This is a genomic window from Micromonospora sp. WMMB482, from assembly GCF_019038635.1.
Classification (GTDB): Bacteria; Actinomycetota; Actinomycetes; order Mycobacteriales; family Micromonosporaceae; genus Micromonospora; species Micromonospora marina.
Genome location: NZ_JAHOPD010000020.1, coordinates 4,294,006 through 4,309,338, shown reverse-complemented (window position 1 = coordinate 4,309,338; position 15,333 = coordinate 4,294,006). Strand labels below are relative to the sequence as shown.

The window sequence follows — 15,333 nt, the reverse complement described above, 5'->3', positions numbered from 1 at the left end:
GCCCGTCAGGGCGTCCAGCGCGCCCCGGCGTTGCGGGCGGCGTTCTGGACCCAGTCGAACTCCTGGTCACGGTATTTTCTCTCAGCCGACAGCGCAGGGGGCGCCGTTGAGCGAGAAGCCGGTCGGCGGCGCGTCGCTCGCGCTCCACCGCCCCTGGAAGCCGAAGGTCGCGGAGCCGTTCGGCGCGATGACGCGGTTCCAGTCGGCGTTGCGGGCGGTCACGGCGGCCCCGGTCTGGCCGACGGTGGCGTTCCGGACCGTCACCGCGGCCACGAAGCCGCCGGGCCACTCGGACTGGTTCCGGTAGGTCACCCGGCAGGTCGGGGGCGGCGGGGGCGGCGGCGTGGACGTCGTGGGCAGGGTGACCGTGCCGGACGCGATCGACACGTTGCCGGCCGCGTCCCGGGCCCGCACGTAGTACAGGTTGCGCAGCGGCGTCGGCGGGGCAGCGACGCCGTGTGCGTGGTGCCCGGCACGGTGGCGACGCGGGTCGAGGTGAACCAGCCATCGAACCGGTAGACGTCGTACCTGAGCCCGCCGGCGTCGTCGGTCGACGGCGCCCAGGAAAGCGTGGCGGTCGAGGCGGTCACCTCGCCGCGGGCTGACGCCGGAAGCCGTCGTCGGCTAGCGTGAGGACACACCATTGATCTGCTTCCTCGGGCGGGGCGTTGCCGACGACGACGGTTTCGACGACCACGAGCGGTCTCGATGGGCAGGACGATCAGCGGCCTACGAGCGGAGCTTCGCACCGCTCTGCGCCTACTCCGCAGACGCCCTACTGGACGCCGCGTGCGTCGAAGCCGGTAGCAGGGTCCTCGATGTCGGGACCGGACCAGGAACGGTCGCGGCGCTGGCATGCGGCCGGGGTGCACTTGTCACCGCGGTCGATGCCGAGCCCAGCATGGTGGATCTGGCGCGCCGACGGCTTCCGAAGGCCGAGGCGGTGCGCCACGCGGCCCTGCCCGACCTGCCGTTCCCGGATCGGCATTTCGACGCGGCAGTGGCGAACTTCGTGATGAACCATGTCGGACACCCAGCAGCCGCGATCGCCGAGCTTCGACGGATCGTGCGGCCGGGTGGCCGCATCGCGGTGACGATCTGGCCATACCCGCTGCCGCCCTTGCAACAGCTGTGGGGGCAGATCTTCGATGCCGCGGGCGGCAGGCGTCCGGCCGTCGCGCACAGGGTCGATCCGGACAAAGACTTCCCGCGAACCGCGGAGGGCCTGACGAGCCTACTGGCTGGTGCCGGACTCGACGGCTCGCGATGCGACACCATCACCTGGGTGCATCGCACGGATCCCGAGGACTGGTGGAGCGGTCCGGCCAACGGCATCGGAGCCCTGGGGCTGCTGCTGGAGAGCCAGCCACCGGAGATGGTCGTTCGCATTCGGAAGGCGTACGACGAGCTGACGGCCGCTTATCGGGACGATGACGGACTCCTCGCTCTGCCCACCGCCGCATTGCTGGCATCAGCCCTCGTCGCGTAGCGCTGTCCACCCGTCCTGCCCTCCCCGGCGTCGGGCGATCCGGCCGGGGCGAGGCCGGCAGGCCTCTCCGGTATGCCAGAGTCGATCCGAGCCGGCCGGCTCGGGTAGACCGGTAGGACGAGAGGACGGGACACCTCATGCAGAAGTCATCCCTGACCGCACTGGCCCGCGAGCATCTGAAGCTCGCGCACGCCTCCTCCAGCGGCCGCAGCAGCTCCACCGTCTACGGCGGACACGAGCACAAGCTCCGCCAGACGATGATCGCGCTGACCGCCGGCCAGATGCTCAGCGAGCACGAGAACCCAGGCGAGGCCACTGTCCACGTCCTGCACGGCCGGGTCCGGCTCGGCGCGGGCGAGACGTCCTGGGACGGCGCACCCGGCGATCTGCTGATCGTGCCGGACCGTCGGCACACGTTGGAGGCGCTCGAAGACTCCGCTGTGCTGCTCACCGTCGCCAAGCGCTGACGGCCGCGAGCCCCGGGGAGGCGTCTCGCCCGCTGGTGGACGGCGGCCGGCCGCCGAGCTAGACGGCTTCCGCCCGGACCGGACGAGTCCGTTCACCCCATCGGACGACCGCCGGAGCGACCAGTCCGACCGCGACGAAGACGGCGCCCATCAGCAGCCAGCCCGGGGGGCGCCAGAGGCGATGCAGAGCAGGCCCAGGACGGAAGGGGCGGCGACGTTGGCCAGACCTGGGCCGACCCTCGCGCGCGGATGAGCGGATGTCGCGTCCCGGTCCTCCGGTGCCGGGCTGCCCTCAGGTTGCGGCGATCGCCCTGATGATGTTCCGCTCGGCGAGGTCCAGCATCCACTTCCGGTCCGGGAAGTCGGTGTCCGCGATCCGCAGTGGCCCTTCAATCAGGGACAACGTCTGCGCGTACCGGTAGAGCGCCAGCCGGCAGGGATCAAGATCGACCGGACGCAGCGCCGGGTAGGCGTCGCCGAAACGCATCCGCAGCCAGGCATGGTCCCACTCGACATCGAAATACGTCAGCCCCTCGAAATCGATCATGACGGCCTCGCCGGCGGTCGTGACGAGCACGTGATCCGGCCCGAGTTCACCGTGAACCAGCCCGTACTCCTCGCGCGGGGTGACCGCGCTCCTGAGACGGCGTACGTGGGCGGTGATCCGGTGATGGGCATCGGCCAGCCGGGCGTCGCGGGCCGCCGCCGCGTCGAGGTGGCCGAGCGCCCGGTCGACGATCACGTCCTCCGTGCGCCGCGTCTGGGACGCCTCACCTCGGGCGACGGTAGCGACCTTGCCGTAGTGCGGCCCGAAGGCGGTGTGCATTCGGCGCAGGGCGTCACCGAGCGCGGACAGCGGCGTGGCGGCGATGGCCGGATCGTGTTCCAGCAACGCCTCCAGCCGCAGTGCGCCGGCATCCTCGACAAGCGCGATGTCGGCGTCGAGGTGACGGCCGTCCCGGTCGATCATCATCAGATGCGGGACGCGCACTCCTGCTGCGGTGAGGGCCGCGTGACCGGCGGCGAAGAGATCCGCGCCCGACGCGTCCGTGAACGGGTCGTCCGGGACGGTCGGTGACGGAGGCCAGTAGTTCTCGTCCGCGGCCCACACGTACAGCATCACGGTCGTGCGGTCGTTCAGCCGGAGCCGGTAGACGCCCTTCTTGGTGCCGCCTGTCAGTCGGTCCAGGACAGCGAGCCGCCGGTCGGAGCCGAACTGGTCCGACACGAGGTCGTGCAGGTCATCCGGCTGCAGGAAGGTCCGCGTCATGGCCGCCTCTCGTCAGACCGAGGCAGCCAGGTTGCCAGGCCGGGCAGCGGCGCACAACCGAGTTGACCGCCGTCCGGTGCGTCATCGCCCGGTCCGCGACCCGCCACCACAGCGCTGCGGCCGGTCGGTACTCGATTCTGCGCCGGGCGGTCCGGCCGGGGCCGGACCGCCCGCCCGCCGATCAGGCGCGAGTGCGCTGCCGATGCCGGGTCGACACGACCGCGACGACAGCCATCAGGACCGCGACGGCCAGGGACGGCAGGGCGTCCGGCCGGCGCAGCAGCTCCCCCGCCGACGCGGCGTTGTCCAGTTGGTGCAGCGTGCCCAGCAGGAGGGTGGGGACGACCGCGATCAGCATTCGCTGGTCGGCCGTCGCCACCCACAGGAAGGCGGCCACCCCGGCGATCACCATGACGGCGGCGACGATCCGCGGACCCGCGTCGACCATGCGGAGCCCACCCGCGGGAATCAGGTGCAGGGCGAGGACACCGGCGGTGACCAGTACGGCGTTGGCCCGGGGCGCCGGCGGCACGTCCGCCGGCCGCCGCAGGCCCAGCACGACCAGGGGCGCGGCGACGACCGGCGCCCACCACTGCGGCAGGCCGTTGAGGAACAGGTACGGGGAGATCACGGTCGGCACCACCGCCGCGGCAACCGCCAGGACGGCGGCGGTGCGGGTGCGGCCCGCGACGAGCGCCACCAGCACCGCGCTCAGCACGACCTCGTGGACGCCTTGATTCCGCAGGACGGTCAGGGGGTCCGAGAGCCCGCCGTACTGAAGCGCCTCGATGATGTCGTCCAGGCCGATGAGCACACCCAGCGCCAGCACCGCGACGGCGCCGAGGTGGATGCCCTGCCAGAACAGCACCGCGGTGGGCCGAGGCGCGGTGCTGCCGCCGTACACCCTCAGGCCGCCCCGGACGAGCGAGGCCGCCTCCCGGAGGCTGGGCCAGCGACGGGCGGTGGGTTCGTCACCGATCAACGTGTCGAGCAGCTCGTCGGCGCGTTCGCGACGGTAGCCGGCCGGGTAGGCCCGCAGCAGCATGCGGTAACGCTTCTCCAGGACATCGGAACTCATGCGGGTCTGATCCTCACGGTGGAAGGTTGACGGGCGCTTGCCTGCGATGCGGCCCGGCGCGGCAGGCGGTCCATGACCACCCGGGCGGCCTGGGCGAGCCGGTCGGCCTCGTCGGTGAGTACGCGACAGCCCTCGTCGGTGAGCCGGTAGTAGCGGCGCGCACGCCCGTTGACGATCTCCTCACCGTCGGCGGTGACGAGGCCCTCGCCGAGCAGCCGGTCGATCACCGAGTACAGCGATCCGGCGGCGAGGGTCACTCGTCCGCCGGACAGCTCGGTCACCCGCTTGATCACGGCGTAACCGTGGAGCGGCCCGCCGAGCAGGGCAGCGAGGACGAAGTACGACGGTTCCCGTAGCGCGGGACGCGGAGCTGATCCCATGAGTATGAATATACAAGTTGCTTGAATATCCAGCCAGGGCGAACATGCACAGTGGCCGCACGACCGCGGCTGGCTACCCCACGGCCGCGAGGAAATCCGAGTAGAACAGGCCCAGGCCGGCCGCGACGCAGACGCCGGCCACGATCCAGAACCGGACCACGATGGTGGACTCGCTCCAACCGGCCAGCTCGAAGTGGTGGTGCAACGGCACCATCCGGAAGACGCGTCGTCCGGTGGTCCGGTACGAGACGATCTGGATCACCCAGGTCGTGGTGATGATGACGAACAGCCCGCCGATCAGGATCGAGAGCAGCGTCGTACGGGTCACCACCGCGAGCCCGCCGATCAGGCCGCCCAGCCCGAGCGCGCCCACGTCACCCATGAAGATCCGCGCCGGGGACGTGTTCCACCACAGGAAGCCCACGCAGGCGCCGGCCGCCGCTGCCGCGATCATGGCGATCTCCAGCGGATCGCGGACCTGGTAGCAGTACTCGTTCACGCGGGCGTACCCGTCGTCGGCGCACCAGTGCCGGTACTGCCAGAAGCCGATCAGCGAGTACGCGCCGAGCACCAGGATCGACGCGCCGGTGGCCAGGCCGTCGAGGCCGTCGGTGAGGTTCACGCCGTTCGACATCGCCGTGATCACGAAGATGAAGACCAGAACCGCGCCGACCTTGCCGACGTCCAGCCAGCTGATGTCGCGGATGAGCGAGATGTGCTCGCTGGCCACCGTCTGGCCGTTGGTGCTGGGCACATACAGAGCGGCCACGCCGAACCCGCCGCCGACGAGCGCCTGCCCGAGCAGCTTGCCCTTGGCCGACAGCCCGTCGGAGTTGCGCTTGCGCACCTTGAGGAAGTCGTCGAAGAAGCCGACCGCGCCACAGAAGACGAACAACCCGAGCAGCACCAGGGCCGTCATGGTGGGCCCCTCCTGCGCGATCTGCCGTTCGGGCAGGGTGGTCAGGGCGAGATGCCCGGCGACGTACGCGAGGACCGTCGCCACGATGAACACGACGCCGCCCATCGTGGGCGTGCCCACCTTGTGCTCGTTGCTGGCCAGCCCGATGGACCGGATCGGCTGACCGGCCTTCAGCGCGCTGAAGACGCGAACCGCCACCGGCGTGCCGAACAGGGAGACGACGAACGCGACAGCGGCCGCGACGATGACCGCCCTCATCGGCCGGCCTCCACGAGACCCGGAATCTCATCGATCACGACATGTGAGCTTGCCATCCGGCGGCGGACGGAGCAGCCCCTGAGCTTCACCACGCCGAAGCTGGCGCGTAAGCCGTAGCGTCGACGGCATGAGAACGATTGTGGTGTCGCTCGCGGTGGCCGTGGTGGTGGTGCTCGCGCTCGTCGTCTTCGTCGCCCGGCGGGACCGGACGAGGCGCCCGCCGGACGAGGACTCGGCTGCGGTCCGCCGGGCCGCCGCCGACCAGCACCGGCACGACGCGCAGCGGCAGGCCGCGTCGGGCCTCGCGGAGCGCCACCGCAACCCGCCGAGCACGTAGGCGCGCCCGGGACGCCGACGCCGAATTTCGCGTACGCGTGCAGCCAGTCGGCTTACTCGGTGGCGATCCGGCGAGCAGCAGCGCAGGATCACCTGGTGGTCCCACCCGACATGGTTCTCGCCGATCTCCGTGAGACGTGGCGCCGCGCGCTGGCCGGCCGGCTGCTGGGTCTCTATCTGCACGGCTCGCTCGTGGCAGGCGACTTCGCCGTGAACCGCAGCGACCTCGACCTGGTCGCGATACTCACCGACGACCCGGACGAGAAGCTCCTCGACGTACTCGCCGAACTGCATGCGGACCTCGACCGGCGGCACCCGCGGTGGGCCGGCCGGGTCGAGGTGGAATACGTGTCGCTGGACGCGGTACGCGACGCAGCGCACGGCGACGGCCGGGACCACGTGATCGCCCGGATCAGCCCCGGTGAGTCGTTGCACCTGCTGCCCGCCACCACCCACCGCGTCGTGACCTGGGCCGCTGTTCACGACCACGGCCGAGCGCTGCTGGGACCGCCGGCAGGCGAACTGCTGCCCGCCGTCGAACCCGGCCGCGTCCGGGCGGCCCTGCTGGACCACGTCCGCGACTGGCCGACCTGGGTGCTCCAGATGACCACGCCGGGCGCCCAGTCGTACGCGGTGCTCACGCTCTGCCGGGCCTTTCAGCGTCTGCGCAACGGCCGGCAACTGTCCAAGCGGCAGGCCGCCGAGCAGACCGTCGTCGCCTGCCCTCGATGGGCGGACCTGATCGTCTGGGCCCGCGACTGGTGGTACGACTCCGGCCAGGACACCGATCCCAGCCGGTTCGACGAAGTCCGGGACTTCGTGCACGAGCTGAGCGCTGCCGTCCTCGCTCCGGAACGCGACGCGGAAGAAGTCACAAGCATCTCCGCCGGGTGTTCACCTACCCGGCCGGCGAGCACACCAGCACGCGGATTTCCGGAAGAATGACCACGGTGGCCGAGACCGCGGCCGCCGCCCCCTCGACCGCCCACGCCTTAGCAGATCACTACTCACTGTTCGGCACCATCGCTTCGCCCGTCGGCTGTGGCCGGGCGACGTCGCGGCGGTCAGGGTGGGGTGGCTGCGGCATGCGGGGCGAGGTCATGTCGTCACGATCCATCAGGGGCGTGGACGGGCCGGGCACCGCCGCGAAGGTGACGGGCGCGCCGAACGCGGCCCGCCGGGAGGCGCGGCGCAGCGCGGCGAGGACGGCCGGACCGGCGAGGACGATCGCCACGGCGGTGGTGATCGCCCGGCCGGTGTCCCAGCCGAAGGTGGAGGTGACGGCGGTGAAGAGGGCGAGGCGGTGCAGGTTCTCCAGGACGGGCGCCCCGGCGACGTACGACAGCTGGGTGTCCGCGCCGACGCTGAACGGCCAGAACCACAGGTTCATCAGCAGGCCGTAGCCGTAGGCGGCGAGCGCGCCGTAGCCGGCCAGGACGGCGGTCTCGGCCCGGCCGCGCAGCCGGGCCGGAAGCAGGCCGGCGCCGAGGCCGATCCAGGAGGCGCAGAGCATCTGGAACGGTAGCCACGGTCCGACGCCCGCGGTGAGCAGGGCGGACGCGAACAGCGACGTGGAGCCGAGCAGGAACCCGAAGCCGGGTCCGAAGACCCGGCCGGCGAGGACGAGCAGGAAGAACACCGTCTCGATGCCCGCGGTCCCCGCGCCCAGGGGGCGCAGGGCGGCGTTGACGGCAGCGAGTACGCCGAGCATCGCGAGGGCTTTGCTGTCGATGCCGCCGGAGGTGAGTTCGGCGAGGGTGAGCGCCACGAGTACCGGCAGCATGACGAGGAAGACCAGCGGCGCCTCGGCGGTTCGGGCGGTGCTCTCCGGGTGCGCGGGGACGAAGAAGGGCCAGGTGAAGGTGGCCAGCGCGGCGGCCGAGGCGAGGGTCAGCACCACTGCGGTACGCGGGGCGACCCGCAGCACGCTCACGCCGGTTCCCTGGTGACGCTGATCGCGGCGGCGACCTGTTCCACTGTCAGCCAGGGTGCGGGTGCGAGGACCTTGGCCACCTGCGGCGCGAAGGCCGGGGAGGCGAGCATGACCTCCGCGGTGGTGCCGTCGGAGACCATCTCCCCCTCGGCCATCACGATCACCCGGTCGGCGAGGGTCGCGACGAGTTCGACGTCGTGGGTGGCGACGACAACGGCTCGACCGTCGCCGGCCAGCATCCGGACGATGGCGGTGAACTGCCGCTTGGCGTGGTAGTCCAGGCCGCGGGTCGGCTCGTCGAGCAGGATCACCGGCGGAGCAGCGGTGAGCTGCACGGCGAGCGCGAGGGCGAGCCGCTGTCCCTCGGACAGGTCCCGGGGGTGCCGGTCGCCGGGCAGACCGGGGGTGATCCGGTCCAGCAGTGCCCGGCAGGTGCCGGCCGCCGCGCCGGTCTCCCGGTCGGCCTGGGCGCATTCCGCGTCGACGGTTTCCAGGTAGAGCAGGTCGCCGGAGTTCTGCGGGACGAGGCCGACGTACCGGCGGGCCTGCCCGGCCCGCAGGGCCTCGGGGTCGGCGGTGCCCTGCGGCCCGGCCACGGCGACGGTGCCGCCCTGGCGGGGGCCGCTGCCCTGTACCGCCCAGAGCAGGCTGGACTTGCCGGATCCGTTGCGGCCCATCAACGCGACGATCTCGCCGGCTCGCAGATCGAGGTCGACGCCGGCCACCGCGACGGTTCCCGGATACCGTACGACGATCCTCCGTGCGGTCAGCGTGGGACGGGTGGCCGCGACCACCGGGGCCGGCGGCGGCTCCGCGCCGGCGAGCCGGTGCCGCAGGCCGGAGGCCCGCCGGCGGGCGTCGCGGACCGACAGTGGCAGCGGTGTCCAGCCGGCGAGGCGGCCCAGCTCGATGAGGGGCGGCGCGATGTCGATGTGGGTCAGCGCCGTCGCGGGCGTGCCGTCGTGCACGTGGCCGTCGCCGGGCAGGTACAGCAGCCGGTCGGCGTACTGGAGCACGCGCTCCAGCCGGTGCTCGGCCAGAACCACTGTCACGCCGAGGTCGTGCACCAGCCGGGTGACTGTGGCGAGCACGTCCTCCGCTGCGGTGGGGTCCAGCGCGGAGGTGGGTTCGTCGAGCACCAGCACCCGGGGGTGCGCGGTGAGCACCGCGCCGATGGCGACGCGCTGCTGCTGTCCGCCGGACAGCGTCCGCAGCGGCCGGTCCCGCAGATCGGCGATGCCGAGCAGGTCCAGGGTCTCCTCCACCCGCTTGCGCATCACCGCCGGCGACAGGCCGAGCTGCTCCATCCCGTACGCCAGTTCCTCCTCGACGGTGTCGGTGACGAAGCCGGCCAGCGGGTCCTGGCCGACCACGCCGACGACGTCGGCGAGGTCGCGCGGCGGGTGCGAGCGGGTGTCCCTGCCGTCGACCGTGACGGCACCGTGCAGGGTGCCGCCGGTGAAGTGCGGGACGAGGCCGTTGATCGCCCGCAGCAGCGTCGACTTTCCGGCGCCGGTACGGCCCGCGACCAGGCAGAGTTCGCCCTCGTCGATGTGCAGCGTCACGTCCCGCAGCGACGGCGGGCCGCCCTCGGCGTACTGGACGGTGACCCGGTCGAAAGTGATCATGAGCGGTCCCCCGATGAGGGTGTCGTCGGCAGGGGGACGGGCGGGTCCGCCACCGGCGGGCGGTGGGCCCGTACCACGGGCGGTGGTGGTGCCAGCCAGGCCGGCGCCGCGGCGACGCCGACGGCGAGAAGCATCAGCGGGGTCAGCTGGGGCCAGGTGAGCGGGCTGACCGGAGGGTAGAGCAGCTGGGGGTCCACCGTCCCGGCGAGCATGGTCAGTGCCGCGGCGGCCACCCCGCAGCCCGCCACGAGCAGCTCGGCCGGGCGCCAGCGGTCCGGTCGGTAACGGCTGCGGCGTACCCGGCGCCCGGCCAGCAGCATGCCGGTCACGGCGGCCGCCAGTCCGGCCAGAAGCATCGGCAGCCCCAGATAGCCGGGTCCGGCGCTGTCGAGCAGCCCGTAGGTGCCGGCACAGACGCCGACCAGCCCGCCGAGGACGAGCCCGCCGGTGACGGTCCGCTGCCCGGCGGGCACCGCGCCGGTGCGGCCGTAACCGCGGGAGTCCATCGCGGCCGCGAGCGCCAGGGACCGGTCCAGCGCATCGGCCAGCACCGGCAGGGCGATCCCGCGCAACGCCCGCATCCCCCGCCCGGTCGCGCCGCGCAGCCGCCGGGCCCGGCGGACCCGGAGCACGCTCTCCACCAGCTGCGGGGCGACCGACAACGCGACCACGACGGCGGTGCCGACCGCGTACAGGGCACCGGGTACGGCCTTGAGCAGCCGCTTCGGATTGGCCAGGGCGTTCGCCGCGCCGAGGCAGATCAGCATCGTCGCCAGTCGCAGCCCGTCGTAGAAGCCGCCGAGGATCTGCTCGACGGCGACCGGCCCGAACAGGCGGATGCCCGCCGCCCACTCCGGTAGCGGGATCTCCGGCAACCGGACCAGTACGTGCTCGCCCTGGCCGCCGCCGAACACGATCCGGAACACCACCCGCATCGCGACGATCACCACGCCGAGCCAGACGTACATGCGGAACGCCAGCGCCCACGGGGCGTCGCCGCGACGCCGCACCACCACCAGTGCGGCGACGGCGACGAGCAGGGCCAGCGGCAGCGGATTCGTGGTGTGGCTGGCCGCGGTGGCCAGGCCGAGCGCCCACAGCCACCACGCGCCCGGGTGCAGCCCCCGGGGCAGCAGCCACCATGCGGACCAGCGAGCCGGCCGGCGACCAGCGTCAGCGGTCGTGCCCGCGTCAGTCATCCGGGTCGGTGGCACGCCGCCGTCGCGCGGCGACCAGCGCGCCGGCGGCGAGCACCGCGAGCAGCAGCACCCCGGCGATCGTGCCCAGTGGCAGACCGTCGTCCTCGCGGGACGCGGCGACGTCGGTCACCACGGGCTCGTCGGAGGAGCCCTCCGGTGCCGCGCTGGTAGCAGCGCCCGGTGTGACGCTGGTGCCAGCGCCCGGTGTCGCAGCCGAGGCCGGGCCACCCGGCGTGCTGGCCGACGGTGACGTACCGGCGGGAGTCGACGGGCCGGACGTGCCGGCCGGCCGGCCGGGCTCACCGGGTCGGCCGCCGCCGGCCGGTGGCGGTACGACGGGTCCTCCCGCCGGTGGTGGCACCGCCGGCCCGCCGCCTGCCGGTGGCGGTGGTGGTGGCGGGGGCGGTGGTGGCGGTGGTGGTGGGGCGGGTCGTTTCGGCGCCACCCCCGGGCGCGGCGCGTCGCTGGCGTTGCGGTTGAGCGAGAACGACCAGCCCTCGAAGCTGCCGGCCGCCGGCTTGCGGTTGAGCACGCCCTTGTCGCTGTACGTCCAGCTGCCGCCGTTCGGGGCGTGCCAGTACGACCAGTAGGCACTGGCCGGCGGCGTGTCGACACACTTCTCCGCTGCGGCCGACGGCTTGCCCTCGATCCGGCAGATGAACCCCTCGCCCCAGCGCAGGGTGCCGGTGATCTGGAAGCCCGCGTTCTTGAGCGCCGCCAGGCCGGTGGCCTGGGTGCCCCGCGCGCAGCGCACCACAGTCCCGCCGCCGAGTTCGTTGAAATCGACCACGACGGTGACCCCGGAGGCGTCCGGGCAGTAGCCGGCCGACCCGGCGGCCGCCGCGATACCGCCCGGCCCGATCACTGTGCCTGCGGTGACCAGGGCGATGACCAGCGCGCTGCGGGCGGTACGGAGGCTCATTCCGCCCGCCGCCGGCCGAGCACGAGCAGCGTCACTCCGCCACCGACCAGCAGCAGCGCGACCAGCAGGTAGCTGCCGATCGCCGCGCCGGTGGTCGGTAGCCCGCCCAGTCCTGAGGCGGCCGGGGTCGTGATCGGCGGAGCGGCGGTGGTCGGCGCGGCCGTCGTGGGCGCGGGGGTACCCGCAGGGCTGGTCAAGCTCGGCGTCGGGCTGGCCGTGCCGGTCGGCGTCGGCGACGCGGTGGCCGTGGGAGACACCGTGGGCGAGGTCGTCGTGGTGGGCGAGGCCGTGCCGGTCGGGGTGGGCGACGACGTGGGCGGCGCGTCGAGGCCGATCCGGCCCAGCGGAACCTGGGCGAGCCCGAGCAGGGCCTGAGCGGTGGCCCGGCGCCACTGGTCCCGGTCGGTCTCGGTGATCCCGTTCGCCTTCGCCGCCGTGATTCCGTCGGTGTTGTAGGCGATGGCACCGGTGTCGGCAGAGGCTGCCCCGCCGTTGCCCGCGGTGAGCTGCAACGCGGCCAGGGCCTCCGCCGCTCGGGCGGCCTCGTCGTCGCGCCCGGCGGCGGCGAGGGCCTGCCCGGCCAGGCCGGTGCTGTTGGAGTTCGCGCCGGTGGTCGGTCCCGAGCCGCCGAAGGACCCGTCGGCGTGCTGCTGGGTCACCAGCCAACCGGCGCCCTTGCGCGCGGCGTCGCCGGCGCCGGTGGCGCCGCCCGCTGCGGCGGCCAGCAGCGCCTGCACGGCCATCGCGGTCGAGTCGACGTCGAGGACGGCGCCGGCCTGCTCGTCGCAGGACGGCGACGGCCCGTCGGCGGTGTCCGGGTAGAGCCGGAAGCCGCCCGCGGTGCACTGTTGCCGGATCAGGAAGTCCACGGTGTCCTGCGGCAGGTCGCCGCTGCGGGCCAGGCCCAGCACGGCGAACGACTGGTCGAAGGTGTTGCTGGCGTCCGGGCCGCTGTCGGCGGTGGTACGGCTGGTGATCCGTCCCCGCTGGTGACCGGCGTCCGCTCCGGCGATCAGCGACAGCGTCTCCGCCCGCAGGTCGTACCCGCCGAAGTCGGTGGGGTCGGCGCCGGCGGCGGAGGCGGCGTAGAGCAGCTTCGCGGTGGCCCCGCCGTCGGTGAAGCCCTCGTAGCCCCAGTCGTCGATGCTGTTGTAGGACCGCACGTGTGCCGCGACCTGCGCGGTCGCCGCCTGCCGGGTCGGCGCGTCCACGCCGGTGGCCGAGAGCGCGACCAGGCCGTCGATGGTCAGCCCCCAGTCCTCGGGGGTGAACGGGCCGGGAAGCGAGCCGTCGGTGAACTCGCCGGCCAGCCAGGACCCGGCGTCGCGGGCGGCGGTGACGTGGGCCGGGGCGGGTGCCGCGACCACGGTCAGCGGAGCTCCGGTGATCATGGCAAGGGTCGCCACCGTGGCTGTACCGAGACCGGTGGTGAGACGCCGGGGCAGGGGCATCAGGGGTGCCTTTCGCAGAGCGGTCGGTGAAACCTCCGGAAAGCACCCCGAGAAACGGACACCCCGCTCCGCGTGCTGCGGTGAGCGGGGTGGGCCGGACCTCGGCGGCCCGGACTTCACCCTGTAGACCTCGACAGTGGAAGCCGCTCGTCCCGGGCGGGGCATTCCGGCTCGCGAAAGGGGACTCTCGCTCACGGTTGCGGGTCAGCGCCGGTTTCGAACCGGCTTCCCCCCGCTCGGGACGTATGCAGTTGTGTGCCCGGCGCACCGGGTGCCGACACCGTACCGCCCGGGCGCGCGTCGACGCCAGAGCGGAGGCCGGCACCCGGTGCGCCGCTGGTCACGCCGCTGCCGGCGGCTCAGGGTGCGGCGATGCCCGGCGGGGCGCCGGCGCCGAAGGACCAGCCCTCCACGCTGCCCGGCGCGGGGTTGTAGCTGGTCGCCCCCGAGGTGCTGTAGGACCAGGAGCCGCCGCTGGGGGCGTGCCAGTACGACCAGTACGCCGTGACCGGCGGGGTGTTGACGCACGGCTCGGTCGCGGCGGTGGGCTTGCCGTTGATCCGGCAGACGAAGGCCAGCCCCCACCGCTTGGTGCCGGTGACGGTGAAGCCGGCGCCCTGCAGCGCGGCCAGCCCGGTGGCCGGATCGCCCGGGGCACAGCCGACCTGGACGCCGCCGCCGAGCGCGGCGAAGTCGACGACCACGGTGACTCCCGAGGTACCGACGCAGGCGGCGGCGTGCGCCGCCCGGGGCGTGGGTTCGACGGCGGTAAGCGCGACGCCCGCCACGACGGCGGCCAGCAGACCGGCCAGCCAGTTGCGGACTGTGGAACGGGGACGGAACACGGGTCCTCCTGTGATCGGGTGAGCGGCGAGAGGGTTCACGGGCAGGCGAGCGCCGGTGCGCCGGGTTCGGCGCCGGCGGCGGACAAGCGGGCGTACCCGGTCCCGGTGAGACCGAGGACGGCCTGGGCGGTGGCCCGGGGTGCGGTGGCCGGGTCGAAGCCGCCGCCGTCGAAGTCGACCGCGCCCCGGTCCGCCGGTGCGGCGGCGCAGCCGAGCTGGAGACCGGCGAGGAACCCCCGGGCGCGCGCCCAGGCCAGCGGCCGATGGCCGTCGCGCAGGGCCTGCGCGGCGAGGCCGGTGCTGTTGGCGTTGGGCGTGCCGGCGACGTTGGTGAAGCCGCCGTCGGCGCCCTGAACGGACACCAGCCAGCGCACCCCTGCGGCGGCGTCGGCCCGACGCCCCGCGGCGCGCAGCGCCTGCGTCGCGAGCGCGGTGGCGTCCACGTCGGACACGCAGACCGGCTGCGCGGGCAGCAGCGGGTAGCCGCCGTCCGGGCATCGGGTGCCGGCCAGCCAGGCGGCCGCCGCAGGAGGCGCACCCAGCGCGGTGCGGTCCAAGGCGAGGACCGCGAAGGACTGGCTGAACGCGTTGCTGTAGTCGCCGTACGCGGACCGGTCGCTGAACCGCCCGGCCGGCGTCTGGAGCGAGCGCAGCCGGGCGATCAGGTCCACCCCGCCGACGTCGCCCGGGTCGCCGCCGCGCACCTGCACGGCGAGCGCGAGCTTGGCTGTCGCACCCGCGTACGCCTCGGAGACACCGTCGCCGAGGTAGCCGTCGCGGACGTCCGGCCGGGTGACCCAGGCCAGCGCGTCGGCGCCGTAGTCGTCGGCGGCGCCCGCAGCGGCGAAGGCGAACACGGCGTCGAGGGTCAGCCCCTGGTCGGGGTAGGCGACACCGTCGAAGACCGCCTCGAAGCGTTCGCCGTCGACGAGTTGCCGGGCGAGCCAGCCGGCGGCGGCCTCGGGGCGGGTGGCTCCGGCGCGCTCGGGTGCGGCGACGGCTGGTGTGGTGAGGGTGAGGGCGGCGAGCGCGCCGCAGAGGAGCGCGAGCAGGCGGTGCCGGCTTCGGCGGACGACCATCGGAAGCGCCTTTCCGGCCCGGCGGTCGTCGAAAGCCCTACCGACGCGGCAACGCCGGGTCGGTAGGGACTCCGACCCG

General features: G+C 73.4%; 16 protein-coding genes and 1 riboswitch. Of the genes, 4 read left to right on the top strand and 12 right to left on the bottom strand.

Features of this window, described 5'->3' with window-relative positions:
• Nucleotides 1-81: 81 nt before the first annotated feature.
• On the bottom strand, nucleotides 82-414 hold the full coding sequence (locus KSK32_RS33540) for a cellulose binding domain-containing protein (protein ID WP_289256354.1): 333 nt from the start codon (nucleotides 412-414) through the stop codon (nucleotides 82-84).
• Between the two features lie 229 nt (nucleotides 415-643).
• Between KSK32_RS33540 and KSK32_RS21490 the strand changes: the two genes are divergently transcribed.
• Nucleotides 644-1,489 carry a class I SAM-dependent methyltransferase gene (locus KSK32_RS21490; protein ID WP_216932816.1) on the top strand — a complete coding sequence of 282 codons (846 nt, stop codon included), beginning with the start codon at nucleotides 644-646 and terminating at the stop codon, nucleotides 1,487-1,489.
• A gap of 137 nt (nucleotides 1,490-1,626) precedes the next feature.
• On the top strand, nucleotides 1,627-1,956 hold the full coding sequence (locus KSK32_RS21485) for a cupin domain-containing protein (protein WP_216932815.1): 330 nt from the start codon (nucleotides 1,627-1,629) through the stop codon (nucleotides 1,954-1,956).
• Nucleotides 1,957-2,248: 292 nt separating this feature from the next.
• On the opposite strand, the gene KSK32_RS21480 is transcribed toward KSK32_RS21485, so the two are convergent.
• The 4 genes from KSK32_RS21480 to mraY all read right to left on the bottom strand — a co-directional run bounded on the left by KSK32_RS21480 (nucleotide 2,249) and on the right by mraY (nucleotide 5,861).
• Nucleotides 2,249-3,226: a phosphotransferase family protein gene (locus KSK32_RS21480; protein ID WP_216932814.1), complete on the bottom strand. Its 978-nt coding sequence runs from the start codon at nucleotides 3,224-3,226 to the stop codon at nucleotides 2,249-2,251.
• 181 nt (nucleotides 3,227-3,407) lie between these two features.
• Nucleotides 3,408-4,304 (bottom strand): hypothetical protein, encoded by an 897-nt coding sequence (locus KSK32_RS21475; RefSeq protein WP_216932813.1) that lies wholly within the window; start codon nucleotides 4,302-4,304, stop codon nucleotides 3,408-3,410.
• Nucleotides 4,301-4,684, bottom strand: coding sequence for a PadR family transcriptional regulator (locus KSK32_RS21470; protein ID WP_216932812.1), 384 nt, complete (start codon nucleotides 4,682-4,684; stop codon nucleotides 4,301-4,303). The genes KSK32_RS21475 and KSK32_RS21470 overlap by 4 nt, the downstream gene beginning before the upstream one ends.
• 73 nt (nucleotides 4,685-4,757) lie before the next feature.
• Nucleotides 4,758-5,861, bottom strand: coding sequence for a phospho-N-acetylmuramoyl-pentapeptide-transferase (gene mraY / locus KSK32_RS21465; RefSeq protein ID WP_216932811.1), 1,104 nt, complete (start codon nucleotides 5,859-5,861; stop codon nucleotides 4,758-4,760).
• Nucleotides 5,862-5,988: 127 nt separating this feature from the next.
• On the opposite strand from mraY, the gene KSK32_RS21460 reads away from it, so the two are divergent.
• Together KSK32_RS21460 and KSK32_RS21455 are read left to right on the top strand one after the other, a co-directional pair.
• On the top strand, nucleotides 5,989-6,198 hold the full coding sequence (locus tag KSK32_RS21460) for a hypothetical protein (RefSeq protein ID WP_216932810.1): 210 nt from the start codon (nucleotides 5,989-5,991) through the stop codon (nucleotides 6,196-6,198).
• A gap of 95 nt (nucleotides 6,199-6,293) precedes the next feature.
• Complete coding sequence (locus KSK32_RS21455) at nucleotides 6,294-7,142, top strand: aminoglycoside adenylyltransferase domain-containing protein (RefSeq protein WP_216932809.1); 849 nt, start codon at nucleotides 6,294-6,296, stop codon at nucleotides 7,140-7,142.
• A 58-nt stretch (nucleotides 7,143-7,200) separates the two neighbouring features.
• Here the strand turns inward: KSK32_RS21455 and KSK32_RS21450 are convergent, their stop codons facing one another.
• From KSK32_RS21450 to KSK32_RS21420, 7 genes are all read right to left on the bottom strand, one after another.
• Nucleotides 7,201-8,130: an ECF transporter S component gene (locus KSK32_RS21450; protein WP_289256353.1), complete on the bottom strand. Its 930-nt coding sequence runs from the start codon at nucleotides 8,128-8,130 to the stop codon at nucleotides 7,201-7,203.
• Entirely contained in the window at nucleotides 8,127-9,758 is a 1,632-nt protein-coding gene (locus KSK32_RS21445; protein ID WP_216932808.1) for an ABC transporter ATP-binding protein, read from the bottom strand. Before KSK32_RS21445 ends, KSK32_RS21450 begins: the two co-directional genes overlap by 4 nt.
• A complete protein-coding gene (locus KSK32_RS21440) occupies nucleotides 9,755-10,957 on the bottom strand; it encodes a CbiQ family ECF transporter T component (protein ID WP_216932807.1) in 1,203 nt (400 codons plus the stop codon). The genes KSK32_RS21445 and KSK32_RS21440 overlap by 4 nt, the downstream gene beginning before the upstream one ends.
• Complete coding sequence (locus tag KSK32_RS21435; protein ID WP_216932806.1) at nucleotides 10,950-11,879, bottom strand: hypothetical protein; 930 nt, start codon at nucleotides 11,877-11,879, stop codon at nucleotides 10,950-10,952. Before KSK32_RS21435 ends, KSK32_RS21440 begins: the two co-directional genes overlap by 8 nt.
• Nucleotides 11,876-13,330: a cell wall anchor protein gene (locus tag KSK32_RS21430; protein ID WP_216932805.1), complete on the bottom strand. Its 1,455-nt coding sequence runs from the start codon at nucleotides 13,328-13,330 to the stop codon at nucleotides 11,876-11,878. The genes KSK32_RS21435 and KSK32_RS21430 overlap by 4 nt, the downstream gene beginning before the upstream one ends.
• 159 nt (nucleotides 13,331-13,489) lie before the next feature.
• Nucleotides 13,490-13,562: riboswitch (cobalamin riboswitch) on the bottom strand.
• Nucleotides 13,563-13,689: 127 nt separating this feature from the next.
• Nucleotides 13,690-14,175, bottom strand: coding sequence for a hypothetical protein (locus KSK32_RS21425; RefSeq protein WP_216932804.1), 486 nt, complete (start codon nucleotides 14,173-14,175; stop codon nucleotides 13,690-13,692).
• Between the two features lie 35 nt (nucleotides 14,176-14,210).
• Complete coding sequence (locus KSK32_RS21420) at nucleotides 14,211-15,254, bottom strand: peptidase (RefSeq protein WP_216932803.1); 1,044 nt, start codon at nucleotides 15,252-15,254, stop codon at nucleotides 14,211-14,213.
• Nucleotides 15,255-15,333: the final 79 nt, after the last annotated feature.